Source organism: Paenibacillus sp. FSL R5-0908 (genome assembly GCF_038006245.1).
Taxonomy (GTDB): Bacteria; Bacillota; Bacilli; order Paenibacillales; family Paenibacillaceae; genus Paenibacillus_AQ; species Paenibacillus_AQ odorifer.
Window position 1 is genome coordinate 2,812,088 of sequence record NZ_JBBOUV010000001.1, and the last position, 18,262, is coordinate 2,830,349.

At 41.7% G+C, this 18,262-nt stretch carries 13 protein-coding genes; 7 read left to right on the forward strand and 6 right to left on the reverse strand.

Going from position 1 to position 18,262, the window contains the following annotated elements:
• The first annotated feature begins 8 nt into the window (after positions 1-8).
• From MKZ09_RS12175 to MKZ09_RS12185, 3 genes are all read left to right on the forward strand, one after another.
• Positions 9-896, forward strand: a complete 888-nt coding sequence (locus tag MKZ09_RS12175) for a carbohydrate ABC transporter permease (RefSeq protein ID WP_036689738.1) — start codon at positions 9-11, stop codon at positions 894-896.
• A 55-nt stretch (positions 897-951) separates the two neighbouring features.
• Positions 952-2,589, forward strand: coding sequence for a sugar ABC transporter substrate-binding protein (locus MKZ09_RS12180; protein ID WP_076133472.1), 1,638 nt, complete (start codon positions 952-954; stop codon positions 2,587-2,589).
• Between the two features lie 63 nt (positions 2,590-2,652).
• On the forward strand, positions 2,653-3,996 hold the full coding sequence (locus MKZ09_RS12185; RefSeq protein WP_076204452.1) for a glycoside hydrolase family 30 protein: 1,344 nt from the start codon (positions 2,653-2,655) through the stop codon (positions 3,994-3,996).
• Positions 3,997-4,061: 65 nt separating this feature from the next.
• Here MKZ09_RS12185 and MKZ09_RS12190 read toward each other — a convergent pair whose 3' ends face one another.
• From MKZ09_RS12190 to MKZ09_RS12205, 4 genes are all read right to left on the reverse strand, one after another.
• The gene (locus MKZ09_RS12190; RefSeq protein ID WP_076204449.1) at positions 4,062-6,935 is read right to left on the reverse strand and encodes a YhgE/Pip domain-containing protein; all 2,874 of its coding nucleotides are present in this window, start codon (positions 6,933-6,935) and stop codon (positions 4,062-4,064) included.
• On the reverse strand, positions 6,922-7,434 hold the full coding sequence (locus MKZ09_RS12195; protein ID WP_076133466.1) for an Rrf2 family transcriptional regulator: 513 nt from the start codon (positions 7,432-7,434) through the stop codon (positions 6,922-6,924). The genes MKZ09_RS12190 and MKZ09_RS12195 overlap by 14 nt, the downstream gene beginning before the upstream one ends.
• Before the next feature lie 196 nt (positions 7,435-7,630).
• Positions 7,631-8,443: a bifunctional hydroxymethylpyrimidine kinase/phosphomethylpyrimidine kinase gene (thiD, locus tag MKZ09_RS12200; RefSeq protein WP_036689743.1), complete on the reverse strand. Its 813-nt coding sequence runs from the start codon at positions 8,441-8,443 to the stop codon at positions 7,631-7,633.
• 131 nt (positions 8,444-8,574) lie between these two features.
• The gene (locus MKZ09_RS12205) at positions 8,575-9,456 is read right to left on the reverse strand and encodes a DUF4850 domain-containing protein (protein WP_076204446.1); all 882 of its coding nucleotides are present in this window, start codon (positions 9,454-9,456) and stop codon (positions 8,575-8,577) included.
• A gap of 181 nt (positions 9,457-9,637) precedes the next feature.
• Here MKZ09_RS12205 and MKZ09_RS12210 point away from each other — a divergent pair, with 181 nt between their 5' ends.
• Both MKZ09_RS12210 and MKZ09_RS12215 read left to right on the forward strand, forming a co-directional pair.
• Positions 9,638-10,732: a glycosyltransferase gene (locus MKZ09_RS12210; RefSeq protein WP_076204443.1), complete on the forward strand. Its 1,095-nt coding sequence runs from the start codon at positions 9,638-9,640 to the stop codon at positions 10,730-10,732.
• A 1,093-nt stretch (positions 10,733-11,825) separates the two neighbouring features.
• On the forward strand, positions 11,826-11,948 hold the full coding sequence (locus MKZ09_RS12215; RefSeq protein ID WP_256719317.1) for a hypothetical protein: 123 nt from the start codon (positions 11,826-11,828) through the stop codon (positions 11,946-11,948).
• A gap of 88 nt (positions 11,949-12,036) precedes the next feature.
• Here MKZ09_RS12215 and MKZ09_RS12220 read toward each other — a convergent pair whose 3' ends face one another.
• Both MKZ09_RS12220 and MKZ09_RS12225 read right to left on the reverse strand, forming a co-directional pair.
• The gene (locus tag MKZ09_RS12220; RefSeq protein ID WP_076208195.1) at positions 12,037-13,647 is read right to left on the reverse strand and encodes a response regulator transcription factor; all 1,611 of its coding nucleotides are present in this window, start codon (positions 13,645-13,647) and stop codon (positions 12,037-12,039) included.
• A 14-nt stretch (positions 13,648-13,661) separates the two neighbouring features.
• Positions 13,662-15,386: a cache domain-containing sensor histidine kinase gene (locus MKZ09_RS12225; protein WP_076208193.1), complete on the reverse strand. Its 1,725-nt coding sequence runs from the start codon at positions 15,384-15,386 to the stop codon at positions 13,662-13,664.
• Between the two features lie 256 nt (positions 15,387-15,642).
• On the opposite strand from MKZ09_RS12225, the gene MKZ09_RS12230 reads away from it, so the two are divergent.
• Complete coding sequence (locus MKZ09_RS12230; protein ID WP_076208190.1) at positions 15,643-17,247, forward strand: extracellular solute-binding protein; 1,605 nt, start codon at positions 15,643-15,645, stop codon at positions 17,245-17,247.
• Positions 17,248-17,329: 82 nt separating this feature from the next.
• A complete protein-coding gene (locus tag MKZ09_RS12235; RefSeq protein ID WP_036689753.1) occupies positions 17,330-18,253 on the forward strand; it encodes an ABC transporter permease in 924 nt (307 codons plus the stop codon).
• Positions 18,254-18,262 lie beyond the last annotated feature (9 nt).

Genomic DNA, 18,262 nt, shown 5'->3' on the forward strand with positions numbered 1-18,262 from the left:
GCATTTCAGTGAATCGTACGGTGGCTAAAGAAGATCTTGATAGTCGAATCTTTAATACCTTAAATATTATCCTGCTCTGTATTTGTACAATCATTATTGTCGTTCCTTTATGGAATGTAGTCATATCCTCTCTAAGCTCGGGCAAGGCGCTTGCAGAAGGCGGATTCATATTTTGGTCTCCAGAGTTCTCCTTGGAAAATTATCGTGCTGTATTTCAAGATGAGACCATTGGTTTAGCATTCGTAGTATCGCTTGCCAAAACATTCATTGGTGTCATTACCCACGTATTCTTTTGTGCCATGATCGGTTATGGCTTGAGTAAGAAATACATACGTGGACGTAAGCTGTATGTTGCCATGGGTGTAATCACTATGTTTTTCTCTGGTGGAATGATCCCTACGTATTTATTGATTAAATCATTAGGCCTCTTAAACAGCTTCTGGGTTTATATTATCCCGGCCTTGTTCAGTTATTATGATGTAGTTATTCTAATGAACTTCTTCAGAAATGTACCGGATTCACTTGAAGAGTCAGCCAAAATTGATGGTGCAGGTGATTGGCGCATTTTCCTAAAAATCTTTATCCCTCTTTCCATGCCGGCTATGGCCACCATTGCGTTATTTAACGGGGTTGGGCAGTGGAACGACTTTATGACTACCAAGTTATATATTACCGATCAATCGCTCTACCCGCTGCAGATGAAGCTCTATGAAATTATTGTTCAGTCGCAAACACAATCCATGCAAAATGTGGGTGGATCTGCGATTATCGAAACTACGACTAAAGGGGTTCAACTAGCAACAATTGTCATTACAACTTTGCCGATTGTTGTGATGTATCCAATATTACAGAGGTACTTTATCTCAGGCATGATGATGGGGGCGGTGAAGGAATAGTAAGTAAATCTCCAAGTAGTGAATGCTTACAAAACATTTTAGGGGGAAACAAAAGATGAACAAAGCATTTGGGAAAAAAGGACTCAAACTTTGTACGGCACTTATGGCTGTTGTATTAGTATTTACAGGTTGTGGATCGAAAGGTAATTCTGACAGCTCCAGTAAAGAGTTAAGCTCCATTGAAGGCCGTTATACTATAGATCCGGAAACACCGGCATGGAAGTTGGATACAAAAAAAGAGACAACAGATCTGACTTGGTACGTGAATGCAGACTGGTGGAATACTGATTTCGGAAAAGACCTAGTCACCAAGAAAATTAAAGAGGATTTAAACATCAACATTAAATTCATTACAGGCGATGACACTAAGCTGAACACGATTTTTGCCGGCGGTGAAATGCCAGACCTGTTGACTATTTTTGATTCCAACTCTCCAGTCGTACAAAAAGCTGCTACATGGGCATTGCCTTTAAATGATCTGGCAGATAAATATGATCCGTATTTCAATAAAGTTGCAGAAAAAGATACGATGAACTGGTTCCAGTTAGCAGATGGCAAGACCTATGGATACCCTAACTATTCCAATACGCAAAACGATTATGATAGCGGTAACATCCCTGCTAAAACAGCCTTTGTCATCCGTAAGGATGTTTACGAGGCCATTGGAAAACCAAGCTTTGGAACTCCTGAAGAATTCAAGAGCGTTATGCAACAAATCAAAAAACAATTCCCGGACATGATTCCTTTTGGTTTTAACTCCATTGGTTCAGGCACTGGTTCTTTGGGAGATGTATTGGAGGACTTCATCGGAGTGCCGATGGAAACTGAAAATGGCGAATTCTACAACCGTAATCTGGATGAGGATTACTTGACTTGGTTGAAAACGTTAAATGAAGTCTACAGAAATGGTGACATCAGTGATGACAGCTTTGCTGATGACGGTACTGCCTTTGAAGAAAAAGTGAAATCCGGTAAATATGCAACAATACTTTTGGATGGAACACCTCAACAAAGTGGTAACCTGCAAATCTTCATGACAGAAAATCCAGGCAAGGAATATATCGCTATTGATGGCCCACAAAGTACTGTTGGACATGAACCAACGTTGAATCAATCAGGAATTACAGGTTGGATGATTAGCTATGTTACTAAAAAGGCTAAGGACCCTGCCAAAGCGATTCAAATTTACACTTATTTGCTCAGCGACGAAGGACAAAAGCTCATGAACTACGGTATTGAAGGAGAAACCTATAAAGTTAACGACAGCGGTAAAATTGAATTCTTGCCTGAAATCAAAGACCTGCAATTAAATAATGCCGATAAATTCAAAAAAGATTACCGGATGGGCGAATTTATGTTCTTTGGACATGACCGTGATAAGGCGCTGAGTAACGACGCATTTGCAGATTCCATTAAACAAATGCAAGAGTGGGGCAAAGGAAAGCTAAAACCACACTTTATTCTTGAAAACATTAACCCGGCTCAAGGAACGCCTGAAGCTCGTAGTCTTACTGCAATTGATACTACTTGGAACACTACGCTTGTAAGTATGATCCGCGCTAAAGACGATGCTACATTCGACAGCACCTTGGCTGCTTACAAAGCATTTTTGAATGATAACAACTGGGATAAGATTGTAGAAGTTCGTTCTGAAAAAATGAAAAATAACAAAGAAAAATTAGGTCTTAAATAAGTTAGATAATAGAATGTGGCCCCTTCACTGGGGCCTCTTCATAGAAAGATGGAGGGAAACAACATGCCAGAGCTTAAAATTTATCAATCCACCGGGGAGAATACATTGTTTGTAGAGCAAAGTCTGCAACAATTAACTCCAATTGCTGATGCAGAGGCGACCACTACTGTAACTATTGACGAGAATCAAACCTTTCAGGAAATGGATGGCTTTGGAGCATCCTTTACGGATTCATCCGCTTATTTGATTAATCAAGTCCTGGACAACGAACAGAAAGAGGAAGTCATGAGCAAGCTTTTTGACGCACAAGATGGAATTGGTTTGTCCGTATTAAGAAATCCAATGGGGGCATCGGATTATGCTAGAGATATTTATAGCTATGACGATAGACCTGCACAGGAAACGGATACGGAATTAACCCACTTCTCTATCGCACATGATGAAGCAGACATTATCCCTTTATTGAAACAAGCTCTGGAAATTAACCCTGAGATCAAACTGATGGCTTCTCCATGGAGTGCACCAGGTTGGATGAAGACTAGCGGATCGATGATTGCTGGAGAACTTAAACAAGAATATTATCAGGCTTATGCCGATTATTTTGTTCGATATATTCAAGCTTTTGAAGGGCACGGATTGCCAACTTATGCTGTAACACCACAGAACGAGCCTTTATTTGAACCAAAACACTACCCTAGTATGTTAATGTTGCCTGAGGCGCAAAAAGATTTCATTAAAAACTACCTGAAGCCAAGCTTTGTTAAGCATAACATCGAAACAAAAATTCTCTGCTACGACCACAACTGGGATCGTCCAGACTATCCGTTAACCGTGCTCGATTATGCAAAAGATGAAGTGGATGGTGTAGCTTGGCACTGGTATGGTGGCAATGCGTCAGCACAATCAGAGGTTCTGAAAGCTTTTGCTGATAAAGAAGTGCATTTTACAGAAGGTTCTGGTGGAGAATGGATTCCTCCGTTTGAACAAGCCTTCTCCAATGTAATGAGAACAGGGATTGATATTCTTAGAAATCATAGTAAATCCTTTGTGTTATGGAATATGGCCTTAGATGAAAAGAACGGCCCAACCGTACCGGGTTTTGGTAAAAGTACTTGTCGTGGTGTTGTGACAGTCAACCAAGAGACCAAGGAGCTTACGTATACGCTCGACTATTATGCGCTGGCACATTTCAGTAAATTTATTCGTCCGAAGGCTGTGCGTATTGACGCTTCAACCAATCAAGAAGTGATTCGTTCCGTAGCTTTTAAGAATACAGATAACTCTATTGCAGTTGTTCTGTTCAACGATAGTGAAAAGGCTGAGAATGTGGCTTTGAACTTGCCGGGAGCGGATGAATTATCTTTCCGTTTGGCGTCAAAAAGTGCTTTATCCATTCTGATAAAATAATTAGAGGACCAAAAAGACCAACTGCAATCCTAATAGGAACAGTTGGTCTTTATTGATTATTTATTTTACATTGTCGAAGTTTGGTTGTTTGAAGAAGTGAAGTGTTCTTTTTTTTTGTGAACAACTAAGGCAAGGATTAGAGTTAAGTTAAATAGAATAGCAAATGAAGCAAGAGTTAGAATGCAAATTGTGAAGACATTAGAGCCTTGGCTGGAGTATACCGTCTGACGGAATCCTTCAACAGCGTATGTCATCGGTAAATAAGGATGAATAACGTTGAAAAAGCCATTGGTAAGCTCCATTGGGAACGTACCGCCACTAGCTCCGAGTTGGAGTACGAGTAGAGCCATGGCCAAGAAGCGGCCCGGATTCCCAAGTGCAATCGTAAGAAGCATGACAAGGGACATAAATGTTATGGAAATCATGATGGAAAGTAGAATGAATTGCCCGATATGATCCACTTGGAGCCCCATACCTAGAATCATGATAACATCAAGCACTAATGCTTGAAATATGGCTTGAGCTAAACCAATGGAGAACTTACTGCCCCACCATGCGAAACCAGAAGTAGGTCGTATGGAAGGGGTATCTATTGGGAAGATCAAATTAAATGCGAGACACCCCACAAACAATCCAAGAGCTAATACATATGGAGCTAATGAATGTCCATAATTCGGTACTATGCTTATCTGTTCTTGAGTTAAGTTAATAGGAGATGCTATCATTTCATAATTTGCAGTGGTTAATTGGTTATCCCCAATTTTTGCCGCGCCATCACTAAGTTTGGCAGAGAGTTCGGTAGAACCTGATTTTAAGGTTGCGAGACCTTCTTCAATCTTAACAGAACCCTCAGCAAGGGATTTAGAACCCTCACTAATATGAATAGCACCGTTTGAAAGTTGCCCTGCTGCTTCATTTAGTGCTGGAAGATTATTTGCTAGTGCACCTGTTCCTGCAACAAGAGTCTCAGCGCCAGCTTTAAGGGAGTTCGAATTTGCAGAAAGTTGTTCCGCTCCCGTAGTGATATGAACAGCACCATTGTTCAACTCGGTAATTCCAGCTGAGTATTTGCTCACACCCTCAACAAAAGATGCGGAGCCAGTTTGGAACTGCTTTGTAGCATCAGATAGCTGGCTTGACCCTGCATTTATTAAGGTAAGACCTTCTGTTAATGATAGACTACCAACGTTTAATTGTGTAATTCCCTTAACTAAAGGCAAGATCTGTTGATTCAAGGTTGTAGTTCCTGTCATTAATTGAATGCTGCCCTGATAGATGTTAGTAAGCCCCGTATTCAAACCTGTTGCTCCAGGGATGAGTTGTAGCTCCAGACCTTGCTTAATCGCAGTATAGCCATTTATAATATCAATTGCTTTGGGATGAACTATGTTTATTGTCTGATTCAACTGATGTACCTGATCAGGAAGTGTGCCAAGTCCTTTTGCTAATGGGATCAGGTTATCCATTAATTGCGTTGATAAATTATTAAGATCTGTGGAAAGGCTCATGATGATTTGTTGTTGCGCAGTAGCTTGTTTGGTAAGTTCTTGTCCTACACTTTGTATAAGCTCCGTTTGTTCAGTGCTACTCAGTCCATTTTTAAAAGCATTCGTATCCTGAATAACGTTTATTGTACTTTGGTTATTGGTTGGAATAGTAGCACTTAAAGCGGAGATTGCAGACTGCATATTCGTAGAATTGCTACCCAAATCGGCAATCATAGCAGATATATCACTTCCGGCAGAAATCGATTTAGCAAGTTGATTTATAGCATTTTGAATATTGGTAAGTCCGTTAGTAAGCTTGGCAAGTTGCTCTTCAGTAGGAAGACCTCTATTCATTTGCTGTAAGCCTTGTTCTAATTCGTTACTACCTGCTGATAATTGTTTAATACCTTCGTTTAGATTATTTTGCCCAGTAACTAGCTTAGGGACACCATTTGCTTCATCTGTTAATTTTGCTGCATTAACCTGCAATTGCTTCAGACCATCACTGAGTGTTGTACTGCTCTCTAATGAAGCAGCTAAGCCATTATGCAAGCCCTCAATTCCAGGGGTGATTTTAGTAACTCCCTCACTTAGAGCGGTTGAACCACTAATAAGAGCTGAAGAACTATTGGATAACTGTGTCGCTCCGACTGAAAATTTATCCACTCCTGTTTTCAACGCATCAACACCGGCTGTGTATTCGTGAATGCCGTCATTCAACTGCAGAGCACCATCATTTAAAGCATTCGCGCCAGTCAGTACTTCACCAACAGCGATCTTCATTTGCTCTACACCGTCCTTGAAGGTCAATGAGCTGGAGGCGAGTTTTTGTAGATTGATGGATATATCCCCGCTACCCTGTTCTAATTGATCAATGCCTTCCGTAAGCATGTTTGATCCATCAGCAGCTTCGCTGAAACCATCTCCAAGCGTAGTGATTTGTGCAAAGATAGCTTTTGCATACTCTTGGGTAAGACTTGTTGCTACTGAAGATCTTATATTTGTTGCACCCTGTTTGGAAACTGCTTCGGCAAAAAAACTACGGCCCGGATTCGTTTTATAGATAAGATTCATTTCCTTTGGACTCTCGTCAAGAACAGTAGAAGCTCTATGGGAGAAATCTTCAGGCACAGTGATGACCATGTAATAATCGCCATTCTCTAGTCCGTTATCGGCATCCTCTTGAGTTACAAAATGCCACTGAAGATCATGATTATCCTTTAGCTCAGCCACAAGTTTGTCGCCAAGAGCTAAAGTTTGGCCTCCATACTCAGCAGGATTATCGAGATTAACTATAGCTACAGGCAGGTCCTCGGTTCTAGAATAGGGATCCCATACAGAACTGAGGAAGATGCCCCCATACATAATCGGAATAAACAGCATAACCACTATACTGACAAGTAATATTTTATTAGAAAAGAAATTTTTCCACTCATGTTTAATCATCTGCATGTTCTTTCATCTCTTTCGCTAAGAAATCTTTTAAGGATGTATTATTCCAGTCTAGGGAAGGAATCTGGGAAAGAGACATACTTTTCTTCAGAAGATCTGCAACGGTAAATTTAGAGAAATACGCTCTTAAAACATCGTTTGCTCCATTAAAGAGGTCATTAAGAACTTCTATCCCTTTAGAAGCATGTATACCATCTTCAAAAGCTTTCGTTAATAAATCATTGTCCGAGTAGATAGAGATTCGGCCTTCCATGGCTTCAATGATTTCAAGCCCTGTAATTTCCTCTGGACTTTTAGCAAGTGAAAATCCGCCGTTATTTCCGGGGATCGAGGTAACTAATTGTTTTACAACTAGTTTACGCATGATTTTCTTTAGATAAGATGGAGATACATCCAATCTTGCACTAATATGATCAGAAGCAAGTGGAGCTTTATTATCCTGAGTTGACAATAAAACAATGATACAAATGGCTTGTTCAACGCCTGCTGTTAATTTCATTTGATTATTCACCTCCTAAACTTAATGAATTTTAATGGGGATGTTAAATATCCATGATGGATATCGTTTATCTACAATAAAACATTTGGTGAAAAAATGCAACTATTAGTGTACAGAGAAATAAAAATGGCAGTCCAGAGCTGAAGTTCAGCGTCTGGACTGCCATTTATTTTTTTGTGTAATTGGAATGCGAGTTCTAACGTTCTAAACGGTAACCACCGTGAAATACAGGACCCACATATTCATTAAACGCAAATCCATTACGAATGGCTGCGGAGACAAAATCTTTAGCTTTTGCAACAGCCTCATGAACCGTTAATCCATTAGCTAGACCGCCTGTAATTGCTGCGGCAAAAGTACATCCAGCCCCGTGATTGTGAGCGGGTTCGATTTTGGCTGTTTGGAATACAGTGTACTCAGAACCGTCGTAGAAGATATCAATCGCTTGATCGCCGCCGAGTGCTTTGCCGCCTTTAACCACGACATTACGTGCACCGAGCTTATGAATCAGACGTGCAGCTTCTTTCATTTCCTCAAGGGTAGTAAGTTTGCCAAGACCTGAAAGAACACCTGCTTCAAACAAGTTTGGGGTGACCACAGTTGCTAGTGGTAGCAATAAGTCACGAATAGCCTCAGCGCTGTCAGGGTTCAAGACTTCATCTTCACCCTTGCACACCATAACTGGATCAATAACTACATTAGTCTGAAGATTTTCTTTGATCGCTTGCTCAGCAACGCGCACAATTTCAACACTTCCAAGCATACCTGTCTTCATGGCATTAACCGGGCCACCAGCGAAAATAGTTTTTAACTGCTCAGCAACAATGGAGGCATCAATTGGATAAACATTATGGTGCCAGCCGTTGTCCGGGTCCATAGTAACGATAGTGGTCAAGGCACTAAAGCCGTAGGTACCATACTCTTCAAATGTTTTTAGATCCGCTTGGATGCCTGCGCCACCACTGGAGTCGCTGCCTGCAATAGTTAGAGTTTTAATAATTTGAGTCATGGTTACGTCCCCTTTATATATGTCTGAATTCATAAACAACGCATTGCATTGATTATAACAAAAAATAGCACCTACGTCTTTCTAAAAGCAAGAGCAAGGTTGAAAATACATTCCTCTAAAAATTCCCACCCTTAGTCCAGCTTCTCTGCGTTTGGGTCAGCAATGAAGAGCGGTCCATGATTATCTGTAAAGAACTTCATGAGGGTCTCCACTACTTCCTGCTGTGGGGATGTTTGAGCTTGATGTATTCCGATACTGCGGAATAAATAACCCCATTCTCCCTTATCGTAATAGGCAGCACCCTCATTCTGATAGCCATTCGCGTCTGCTTGAAGCGTATATCTGACCGTTCTTGCTTCAGCTCCTGCAGTACCTAAAATATGCTGTTCGCTAAACTTAAGTGGATTATTAATCGTAAATCCCAGCGCGTCAGCCCATTCGGCTTTTTCCGGGAAATAGGCTCCGATTGCAGTGATGGCACAGCCTGTGCAAGTCCAAGCCGTATCTGAATAGTTCATGTTTTGTTCCGGATGGTTCGGATCCTGAAAGGTAACTCCATAAGAACCGTTAGCGCCGACAACCGCCGTAGCCTGCCATCCGGCAGGAGCAAGTAGAAGATAACCTCCACCGATATCAGGGCGGTAGACCAGTGTTGCTTCTACTTGGTTTTTCATGTCTTGAGATAAAGCAAAGGTCATTTCAGGTATGGGGGGGATTTCTGTATTTATAAATTCGCTGCCACTATCAATATTTAGCTGCGCGAGCGTGGTATGCAGTGGAATGATGACCTGCCCATTATCGGGATTACTGCTAGGAAATTTGAGCATTTTTTGAGTGGGGCTGGGTTCGTTATCTGCTTCCTTATTAGTTTGTGCGTTGGTGGACGTGGGTGGTGTGGTTGGCGTTCCCCAGTCGAGCCCTTTATATCCAATCAGCAGCACTAGTACAATTACGACGCACAATATTGAAGTTAAGATCCAGCCGTTTCTAACACCTCTTCGTTTGGATTTCATATATTTTGTACCTCCTTTGATCTTACTTATATAGACCTAAGAATGGAGTGGAAAGTTTCTTACATAACCTTTATATTTCTGAAGTTCTTCATGATCGGGCGGGATAGAGAGGGAGTCCGTTTCTTAAACCCTGCATATCAATATAGAAAGAATTTCAAACAAAGCGTGTAGGAGGGCGAGTATGGTTACGATTAGTTTATGTATGATAGTACGAAATGAAGAAAAAAGCTTGCACCGATGTTTATCTACCATTGCAAGTCTCGTAGATGAAATTGTTATCGTGGATACAGGCTCGACGGATAAAACAAAAGAGATTGCGTTGTCCTTCGGAGCTGTAATTTATGATTTTGAATGGATTGATAATTTTAGTGCCGCACGTAATTTTGCCTTTAGCAAAGCTACTCAGGAGTACATTTTGTGGCTTGATGCGGATGATTATATAAAGGAAGAGGATCAGATTCTTTTAAAAAAACTAAAAGAAATCCTGCCAGGACATATTCACAGTGTGAACATGCAATATAATCTGGCTTTTGACGAAGCGGGAAATGTCACAGCTAGTTTACGCCGCAACAGGCTGGTTCGGCGCAGCTGCAACTTTCAATGGATCGGGCCTGTTCATGAGTATTTAGAGGTAAGTGGTCCTTCTTTTAGTAGTGATGTCTGCATCACACATGAGAAAGATAAGGAATACACAGATCGTAATTTGCGGATTTATCAAAAACGTGTTGCACAGGGTGAAGTATTTTCGCCGAGAGACCAGTATTATTATGCGAATGAATTAAGAGATCATGCTATTAATGAAGAGGCTTGCAAATACTATGAGATTTTCTTAGCGGGTGGACAGGGCTGGATTGAAGATAATTTTCAGGCTTGCCTAAAGCTTGCCGAATGCCGGGAACGGCTGGGGGATAAAGAAGGTGCATTTGAAGCGTTATGTAAAACCTTGCAGTATGATAAACCACGTTCAGAGTTTTGTTGCCGACTGGGGTCACTTCTGCTGGATAAAGGCCAGTTGCATCCAGCCGTATACTGGTATGAGCTAGCGATTCAGCTACCGCGGGATAACGATTCGATGGGGATGAAGAATGGGATCTTTTATACCTGGCTGCCGCATCTTCAATTGGCACTTTGTTATGATCGTCTCGGCCAACACGAGAAGGCGAATCATCACAATGAAACGGCGTTGAGTTTTTATCCATCCCATCCTAGTATGTTATACAATCGCACCTATTTCAAAAATCGGCTTGGTGATAAATATGTAGCGCTTCAGGCTTAATTTAGTAAAAGAGATGCCCCGGCCGTTCTGATTATGACTGCTGGGGTATTTATGTGTTTTTTGGAGCTTGCAAGATTACTGGCGGTGGGGAAGCTTCCCGTGATCCCCGGCAAGCTTCGCTGATTGGCTACAGATTTCCGCGTACAAAGCAGCTATCGGACCCAGCTGACCTTAAACGCTGCTTTATGCCACATTTGGAATTCTAACGGACCGCATAGTCGCTATTGACCTGAAACACACTCGATTTGGAGCAATATCTCAGGAATAGTTGCACTGGAGACCGAAACTGTGCTCAAAAGGCGATGAATGGGCAAATAGCGTCATCTGGGTCCGGAAGCACCTTGGGCGGGTGGTTACTGGATGGTTACTGGATGTAAGAGTAAGGTATGAGGTGTAAGTTTCCCGGTAGCGTAGGAGTAAAGGTGCGGTGGATGATTACTATGTGCAAGAGTGAAGCGGATAGTTACTGGCGGAGTTGTGCTGTCCCCTTGATCCCCGGCATACTTCGCTGATTGGCTACAGATTTCCGCGTACAAAGCAGCTATCGGACTCAGCCGACCTTAAACGCTGCTTTATGGCACACTTGGAATTCTAACGGACCGCATAGTCGCTATTGACCTGAAACACACTCGATTTGGAGCAATATCTCAGGAATAGCTGCACTGGAGTCCGAAACTGTGATCAAAAGGCGATAAATGGGCAAATAGCGTCATCTGGGTCCGGAAGCACCTTGGGCGGTGGTTACTGGTGGTGTTGGGATTTTCTAAGATCCCCGGCATACTTCGCTGATTGGCTACAGATTTCCGCGTACAAAGCAGCTATCGGACCCAGCTGACCTTAAACGCTGCTTTATGCCACATTTGGAATTCTAACGGACCGCATAGTCGCTATTGACCAGAAACACACTCGATTTGGAGCAATATCTCAGGAATAGCTGCACTGGAGTCCGAAACTGTGATCAAAAGGCGATAAATGGGCAAATAGCGTCATCTGGGTCCGGAAGCACCTTGGGCGGGTGGTTACTGGATGATTACTGAGCGTAAAAGTAAGCTCGGCGTAAATGACTCCGGTAGCGTAGGAGTAAAGGTGTGGCATGATTACTGAGCGTAAAAGTAAGCTCGGCGTAAATGACTCCGGTAGCGTAGGCGTAAAGGCGTGGCGTATGATTACTGGGCGCAAGAGTAAGCTCGTAGGTGGAGCATTATCAGCAGCGTAGGAGTAAAGGTAGACAGTAATTAATATGCAGAAGATATCCCAAAGAGGGTAACCCAGCATCCATGAACTAGATGCCGGGTTACCCTATTTTAGTAAGCTGGATTGTATTGTTGTTCCTTTTTATAATCGTTTGGAGGGAGACCTACCTCTTGTTTGAAGAGCTTGGAGAAATAGGAGTAGTTGCTATAGCCGACTTTGTTCGCGACGGTATATACAGACATATTTGTGGTTTCCAATAGATGTTTTGCAGCCGCGATTCGAACGTGGATGACGTAGCTTCCTAATGAAACCCCAGTTTCTCGTTTGAATATCCTTGCCAGGTAATCAGGATTGAGATAAACAATTTCAGCCAAATCATTTCGGGTCAGGTCATCGCCGTAATGTGAATGAATGTATTGTTTGATTTCTTCTGCAACGGACTTAGGTTGGGCAGCAAAGTCACGATATTTCATGGCTGTAGTGACAAGGTATTTAAGATATTCTTCCATATCCTCGATTGAATCCAAAGAGTGCATAGATAATTTATCATTAGTTTTGCCAGAGTATAATTTGTGCGATCGTATCCCTTTCAGGTTGAGAAATGAATAGACTAGCTGAACTACATCTAAACGGAACAAGCTAAGGACAGAGGTCTCAAGTGTTCTATTGTTAAGCATGACCTTTAAATATTGTGTAACTTCTTCAAGAAAAGCAGTGAATTTATTCTGGTTCAGCAGCTCTTCCAAATAGGCAAGATCCGGTGGTGCATAGCCCGGTTTATTTTGCTGCAGATAAGCCTCCACCAAAAAGGTCTGATTTCTACATCTCGTAATTTCTTCATCCATAGTCAGGGATTGTTTTAGAACATTCCCTACATTACTCAGTTTATCGTATAAACCAATATTGCAGCAGACGTCACATTTTAAATAGGGATTCGCCTTTTGAATAAAAGAAGAACATAATGCTTCAAGCAGTTGCGTGTCTGGTGCCTGGTTCCATTTTAAAATGGCGATCCAGTTATAATCTTTGTATTCCAGAATGCTTTCGATGGTAAAACAAGGGTGCTGAAACAATTCGTACAATACATTTAGCAGGGCAAAATCAAACAGATCCTTTTCTTCTTTTCCCATGCTGCCATTGTAAGGGAATAAGTTAAAGATCAAAGGCTGTAGAGTATCGCTCATTTGATAGGAAAGGTTTTGTTCTTCAATGGCATGTGTGATGTCTGCCAGCTTAATCGGAAATGATGTGCTGCCACTAACTAGCTTCCGCCAAAAATGCTCAAGAATCTTCGCCTGATTTTTTTGCCAAAAATAACCGCCCTGAATGGCTTTTTCGTTTTTCTGCTGCTCTTTTGCTTGGGTAACTGCCTTTTGGATGATCAACATCAGCTTGTCAAATTCAATGGGCTTAAGGAAATATTCAAAGCTCTGCAATTCGATTGCTTTCTGCGCATAGTTGAAATCTGCATAATTGGTAAGAAGAATAGTCTGAATACTATAATTTTCCTCGCGAATCCATGCCAGTAATTCCAGTCCGCTGCCCTGCGGCATTTCAATATCTGAAATTAGAATTTGAACAGAATGCTTCTCTATTATTTCACGTGCTTGAGCGACATTATTAGCCGTATAAACAGTATCAATGTGGAGTGATTCCCAATCTATTTTCTTTTGCAATGCGGCAATAACATAAAAGTCATCATCAACAAGCAGTACATTCATAGTTTGCTCTCCATTCATTTAGATTTATTAGGAAGCTTCGGAAGATATAAGATTACACTAGCGCCGCCGCCCTCCAAATTGGAGAAGTTGACGGTTGCTCTTTTTAAATATAGGTACTCTAGTCTTTTAAGCGTATTCATAATGCCGATTTGTGTACCTTTACTTTGATCCAAAGGCTCTCCAAGATTAAGTTTCTCTAACACCTGAGATGGAAAACCGGGACCGGTGTCGGTGAGCTGGATAACGAGCATTTCTTCTTCCTGATCCATCTGTAATCGTTGTACTGTAAGCCTGATCTCGGCTTCATGTTCGCGTGAAATCGCATATTTAATTGAATTTTCGATAAAGGTTTGCAGCACTAACGGTGGAATTTCCACACTGCCTGCCTGATCCTCTTGTTCGATGTAATAAATAAATGCGTCCTGATAACGTTGCTTTTGAATCTCCAAGTAGGTTCGGACATGCTCGATTTCATCCTCCAACCGGACAAAATTCTCGCCATTCTGAAAAATATAACGGAAATACTTAGAGGTAGACAACGTCATATTTTCAATTTCTTTATACATATGAATTTGCGCCATGCTATAGATGCTAGTCAGACAGTTTAAGAAAAAGTGTGGTTTAATCTGTAGCTTCATATAGTCCAGCTGTATTCTTTGTTTCTCCAGTTCCTGCTCGTACATAGCGATTTTAAAGGTTTTGATTTGTTCAACCAAGCCTTTAAACTGAGTGTTTGCCTGTTCCAGCTCTATAATCTCACTGCTTTTGAAATCTGCGGGTTGCCCAGACTCATTAATGAAAGCAAGGTTATCGGAGAAGCTTTGAATCGGACCTAACACTCTTTTTTTGAAAAAGAGCAGAACAATGCATAACGTGGAGGTCACAATGAAGAACAATAACATAATAAGCAGCTGGGCAATCATGATTTTTTCGAATATGCCATATTTAATGACCATTTTGGTGCTGAAGGTGGTGTCTGAGAATGCGCTATTGATGGTTGTACGCGATTGCAAAAGATTAGCGAATCCCCCATTTTCCGTTATTAACGTTCCGCTATTGGAGATCGGACTGGTTAAAGGCTGTTCATTCTCATCTACTAGAGAAACATAACCATTGGCGCCAAGATTAATTTGGCGTAGCGGCCGGATCAGATTATCTGCGGAGATCAGTCCAATTAAATAGCGATTGTAATAGGGCACGATATTAATTACATAATAATGGTTGTTCACAAGAATAGGCGTCCATTTGGAATAAAACTTCTCATACATTTCCTTATCATCAATATAAGAAATAATCTTCTTTTTCAGCTCCCTGTAATCCGTATAGGTTACGCTGATCGGTGCGCAATTCAAAAAATAGGTCTCATTTTTCAAATAGTAGAAGAAGTTATACTCATGCCCGTAGTTTTTTTGCAGCTCTGTAAAGCGTTTGAACAGATTATCATTTGCTTTTAAGAACTCGATACTGTTGACCCCGTAAGTATTCATCGTTAGTAAGCTCTCATCGTTCCCAAGCGTCCAGCCCATATAGTGATTAATGTAGGCAAAATCATGATTAATACGATTGATGTAAAGCGCCGCAGTATCCTGCAAGTTTCGAGTGGACTGCTGCTTAACGATGGAAATGGAAGCGATGCTGATTCCTAAATCCAGAATAAGGACTGTGAATGAAACCAACATCATGACTTTTATATAATGGCGAATGGGGTAGGTTTTGTGTTTCGCTGTTTTTTTGATCATAAAGTCATTATAAAACCTCTGCGTGAAAAAAACATAAGAACTCGCTATCGATTTCCCTCAAAGTCCGGATAGCACATACAGAAGTCGGGATACTGTTATTAAATCTCCCCAAGCAGAGCATTTAGCTTTTGCATTTTTTGTAAGCGAATTCAAAGGTCTGGATAACCGTCTTAATGTGTCCGGAATACGAAAAAATAAGAAGTTATTATAAAGCTATTCAGATGCATTTTGATAAATTGAAATGGGGGATTAAGAGATGAGTCAACACAGTAAGAAAAAAACTGCAAAGAAATGGACTGTGGGTCTGCTGGCGGCTGCGATGGTATTTGGAATTGCTGGCTGCGGCGGTAATAACGGGAATAATGCAGCGACAAATGAAACAAGCAGCTATAACAAAGAAGGTCTGCCGATTGTGAATGAGCCTGTGACACTTAAAGTGCTGACTGTCCGTTGGGGGAGTATGGGGGACACCTTTACGCAAAACCAATGGCTGAAGGATCTGGAGAAAAATACGAATGTCAAAATCGATTGGCAAGTAATGTCCTCCAATGACTGGGGTGAGCAGAAATCGATTATGCTGGCAAGTGGCACGCTTCCGGATATCGTCTTGGGAGATCAAACCTTTGGGGATGCCGATATCGTAAATAATCTGAGCTTTTTCCGGCCGCTTGATGATTATATCGAGCAAAATATGCCTAATCTCAAAGCAGCTATGGAAGAAACCCCAGAAATGAAAAAAATCAGCACGTTTCCTGACGGGAAAATCTACTCCCTGCCAACAAGACTTCCTGCACGTCCAAAAAGCTCACGTCAGCCTGTGATTAACAAGACCTGGCTGGACAAATTGGGCTTGAAGGTGCCTGAAACGATTGATGAGCTTTATAACGTGCTCAAAGCTTTTAAAGAACAAGATCCGAACGGGAATGGAAAACAAGATGAGATTCCTTTTATTGAAATTGGTAATGACTTGATCAGTCCTTTCGGAATTGCCGATTTGAATAACAATAATATGATCATCAAGGACGAAAAAGCGGTATATTTCCCTGTTTCGGAGGAGTTCAAAGAAGGTCTCAAATGGGAAAATAAATTGTATGTGGAAGGCTTGCTAGATAAAGAGGTATTCACTCAGGACGATACGATGAGATCGGCTAAGTTCCAGAATCCGGATGCTCCAATTGTAGGCTTTACGTACCAGTGGACTCCAGACGCCGTGTTTGGAAAATGGAGCGATCAATATGTGACGATTCCACCGATTGCCGGACCAGATGGTAAACGTTATACGATCGGGAATCCGATTGGGATGAATCTTAACCGTAATGAGCTGCTGATCACCACATCCTGCAAATATCCTGAGGTTGCTGCACGTTGGGCAGATCAGTTCTACACTGACGAAGCGAGCATTCAGAATTTCTGGGGCGCGATTGGAACGGTTATTAAGAAAAACGATGATAGCACTTATACATTGATGGATCCACCAGCTGGAACCAGCGCAGATGCTTGGTATTGGGATCAATCCCTACGTGATTTTGGACCGAAATATGTAAGCCCATCCTTCGAGTCGAAAATCGTCCTGAACCCTGAAAGTGGAGATGGACTGAAGCTGCAGCTGGATAAGCTGGGCAGTGAATATGTAACCACACCTTTCCCTAACGTAATGTACACTTCTGAGGAGTTCGAGGAGCTGCCAACCTTGACTACGGATATCGACAGCTATGTGAATACTATGCGGGCGCAATTTATTAGCAAAGGTGGAATTGACGAGGGCTGGGATGCTTATGTGAGTAAGCTTAATAAAATGGGACTTGAAAAGTTAGTTAAGATTCGCACGGATGCTTACAGCCGTTATATGAACGTGAAATAACCTATTCGTCTTTCGAAAAAGGTGCTGCCCTACAGGATAGCTGTGGGGTAGCATTCTCTATTTTAAATAAGGAGGGGATGTCATGAAATCTGGTCCACTTCATTTCGGGCGGAAATTCGGACAAATCAAACAAAATTGGGGTCTCTATCTATTGCTTTTTCCTGCTGTAGTTCTGACGTTATTATTCGCGTACAAGCCAATGTACGGGGTGCTGATTGCCTTCAAGGACTATAGCCCGGCGTTGGGAATTGGAGGCAGCCCATGGGCTGGATTCAAATACTTCGAGAAATTCTTTCATTCCTATCAATTTTCATCAACGATTAAAAATACACTGATCATCAGTGTGTACAGTCTGATTACCTTTCCGATTCCAATTATACTGGCGCTGATGGTTAACCAGATGAGACCTAACCGGTTCAGACGTTTTTTCCAGACGGTGTCCTATATGCCGCACTTTATCTCCACGGTAGTAATGGTGGGTTTAATGATGATTTTGTTCTCACCTAGCACCGGACTGCTGGGCAATATATATAGTCTTTTTGGAAAAGAGGCTCCTGATCTGATTGGCTCCGCTGGATTATTCAGCAGTGTATATGTTTGGTCGGATGTGTGGCAGCATGTCGGCTGGGATAGCATTATCTTTATCGCTGCGCTCTCCGCAGTTGATCCTAGCTTGTACGAGGCGGCAACCGTAGACGGAGCAAGCCGGATGCATAAAATTCGTTATATCGATATTCCGATGCTGATGCCAACAGCGATAACCTTGCTGATTTTGCGGGTTGGTGGATTGCTTGGGGTTGGGTTTGAAAAAGTATACTTAATGCAAAATGACTTGAACATCACTTCAAGCGAAATTCTTTCTACTTATGTCTACAAAATTGGCCTGCTCAGCAGTCAATACAGCTTTTCCTCGGCGATCAACCTGTTTAACACCGTTATTAATTTTATTTTATTGATCATGGTCAATCAGATTTCTAAAAAACTAAGCGAAAATAGCTTGTGGTAGAAGGGAGGA

Bases quoted from the DNA above. Each gene is read 5' to 3' on its own strand.
- MKZ09_RS12195 (WP_076133466.1), bottom strand. From the start codon at position 7,434: ATGAAATTAACAGCAGGCGTTGAACAAGCCATTTGTATCATTGTTTTA.
- MKZ09_RS12185 (WP_076204452.1), top strand. From the start codon at position 2,653: ATGCCAGAGCTTAAAATTTATCAATCCACCGGGGAGAATACATTGTTT.
- MKZ09_RS12190 (WP_076204449.1), bottom strand. From the start codon at position 6,935: ATGCAGATGATTAAACATGAGTGGAAAAATTTCTTTTCTAATAAAATA.
- MKZ09_RS12180 (WP_076133472.1), top strand. From the start codon at position 952: ATGAACAAAGCATTTGGGAAAAAAGGACTCAAACTTTGTACGGCACTT.
- MKZ09_RS12215 (WP_256719317.1), top strand. From the start codon at position 11,826: ATGATTACTGAGCGTAAAAGTAAGCTCGGCGTAAATGACTCCGGTAGC.
- MKZ09_RS12230 (WP_076208190.1), top strand. From the start codon at position 15,643: ATGAGTCAACACAGTAAGAAAAAAACTGCAAAGAAATGGACTGTGGGT.
- thiD (WP_036689743.1), bottom strand. From the start codon at position 8,443: ATGACTCAAATTATTAAAACTCTAACTATTGCAGGCAGCGACTCCAGT.
- MKZ09_RS12205 (WP_076204446.1), bottom strand. From the start codon at position 9,456: ATGAAATCCAAACGAAGAGGTGTTAGAAACGGCTGGATCTTAACTTCA.
- MKZ09_RS12220 (WP_076208195.1), bottom strand. From the start codon at position 13,647: ATGAATGTACTGCTTGTTGATGATGACTTTTATGTTATTGCCGCATTG.
- MKZ09_RS12235 (WP_036689753.1), top strand. From the start codon at position 17,330: ATGAAATCTGGTCCACTTCATTTCGGGCGGAAATTCGGACAAATCAAA.
- MKZ09_RS12225 (WP_076208193.1), bottom strand. From the start codon at position 15,386: ATGATCAAAAAAACAGCGAAACACAAAACCTACCCCATTCGCCATTAT.
- MKZ09_RS12210 (WP_076204443.1), top strand. From the start codon at position 9,638: ATGGTTACGATTAGTTTATGTATGATAGTACGAAATGAAGAAAAAAGC.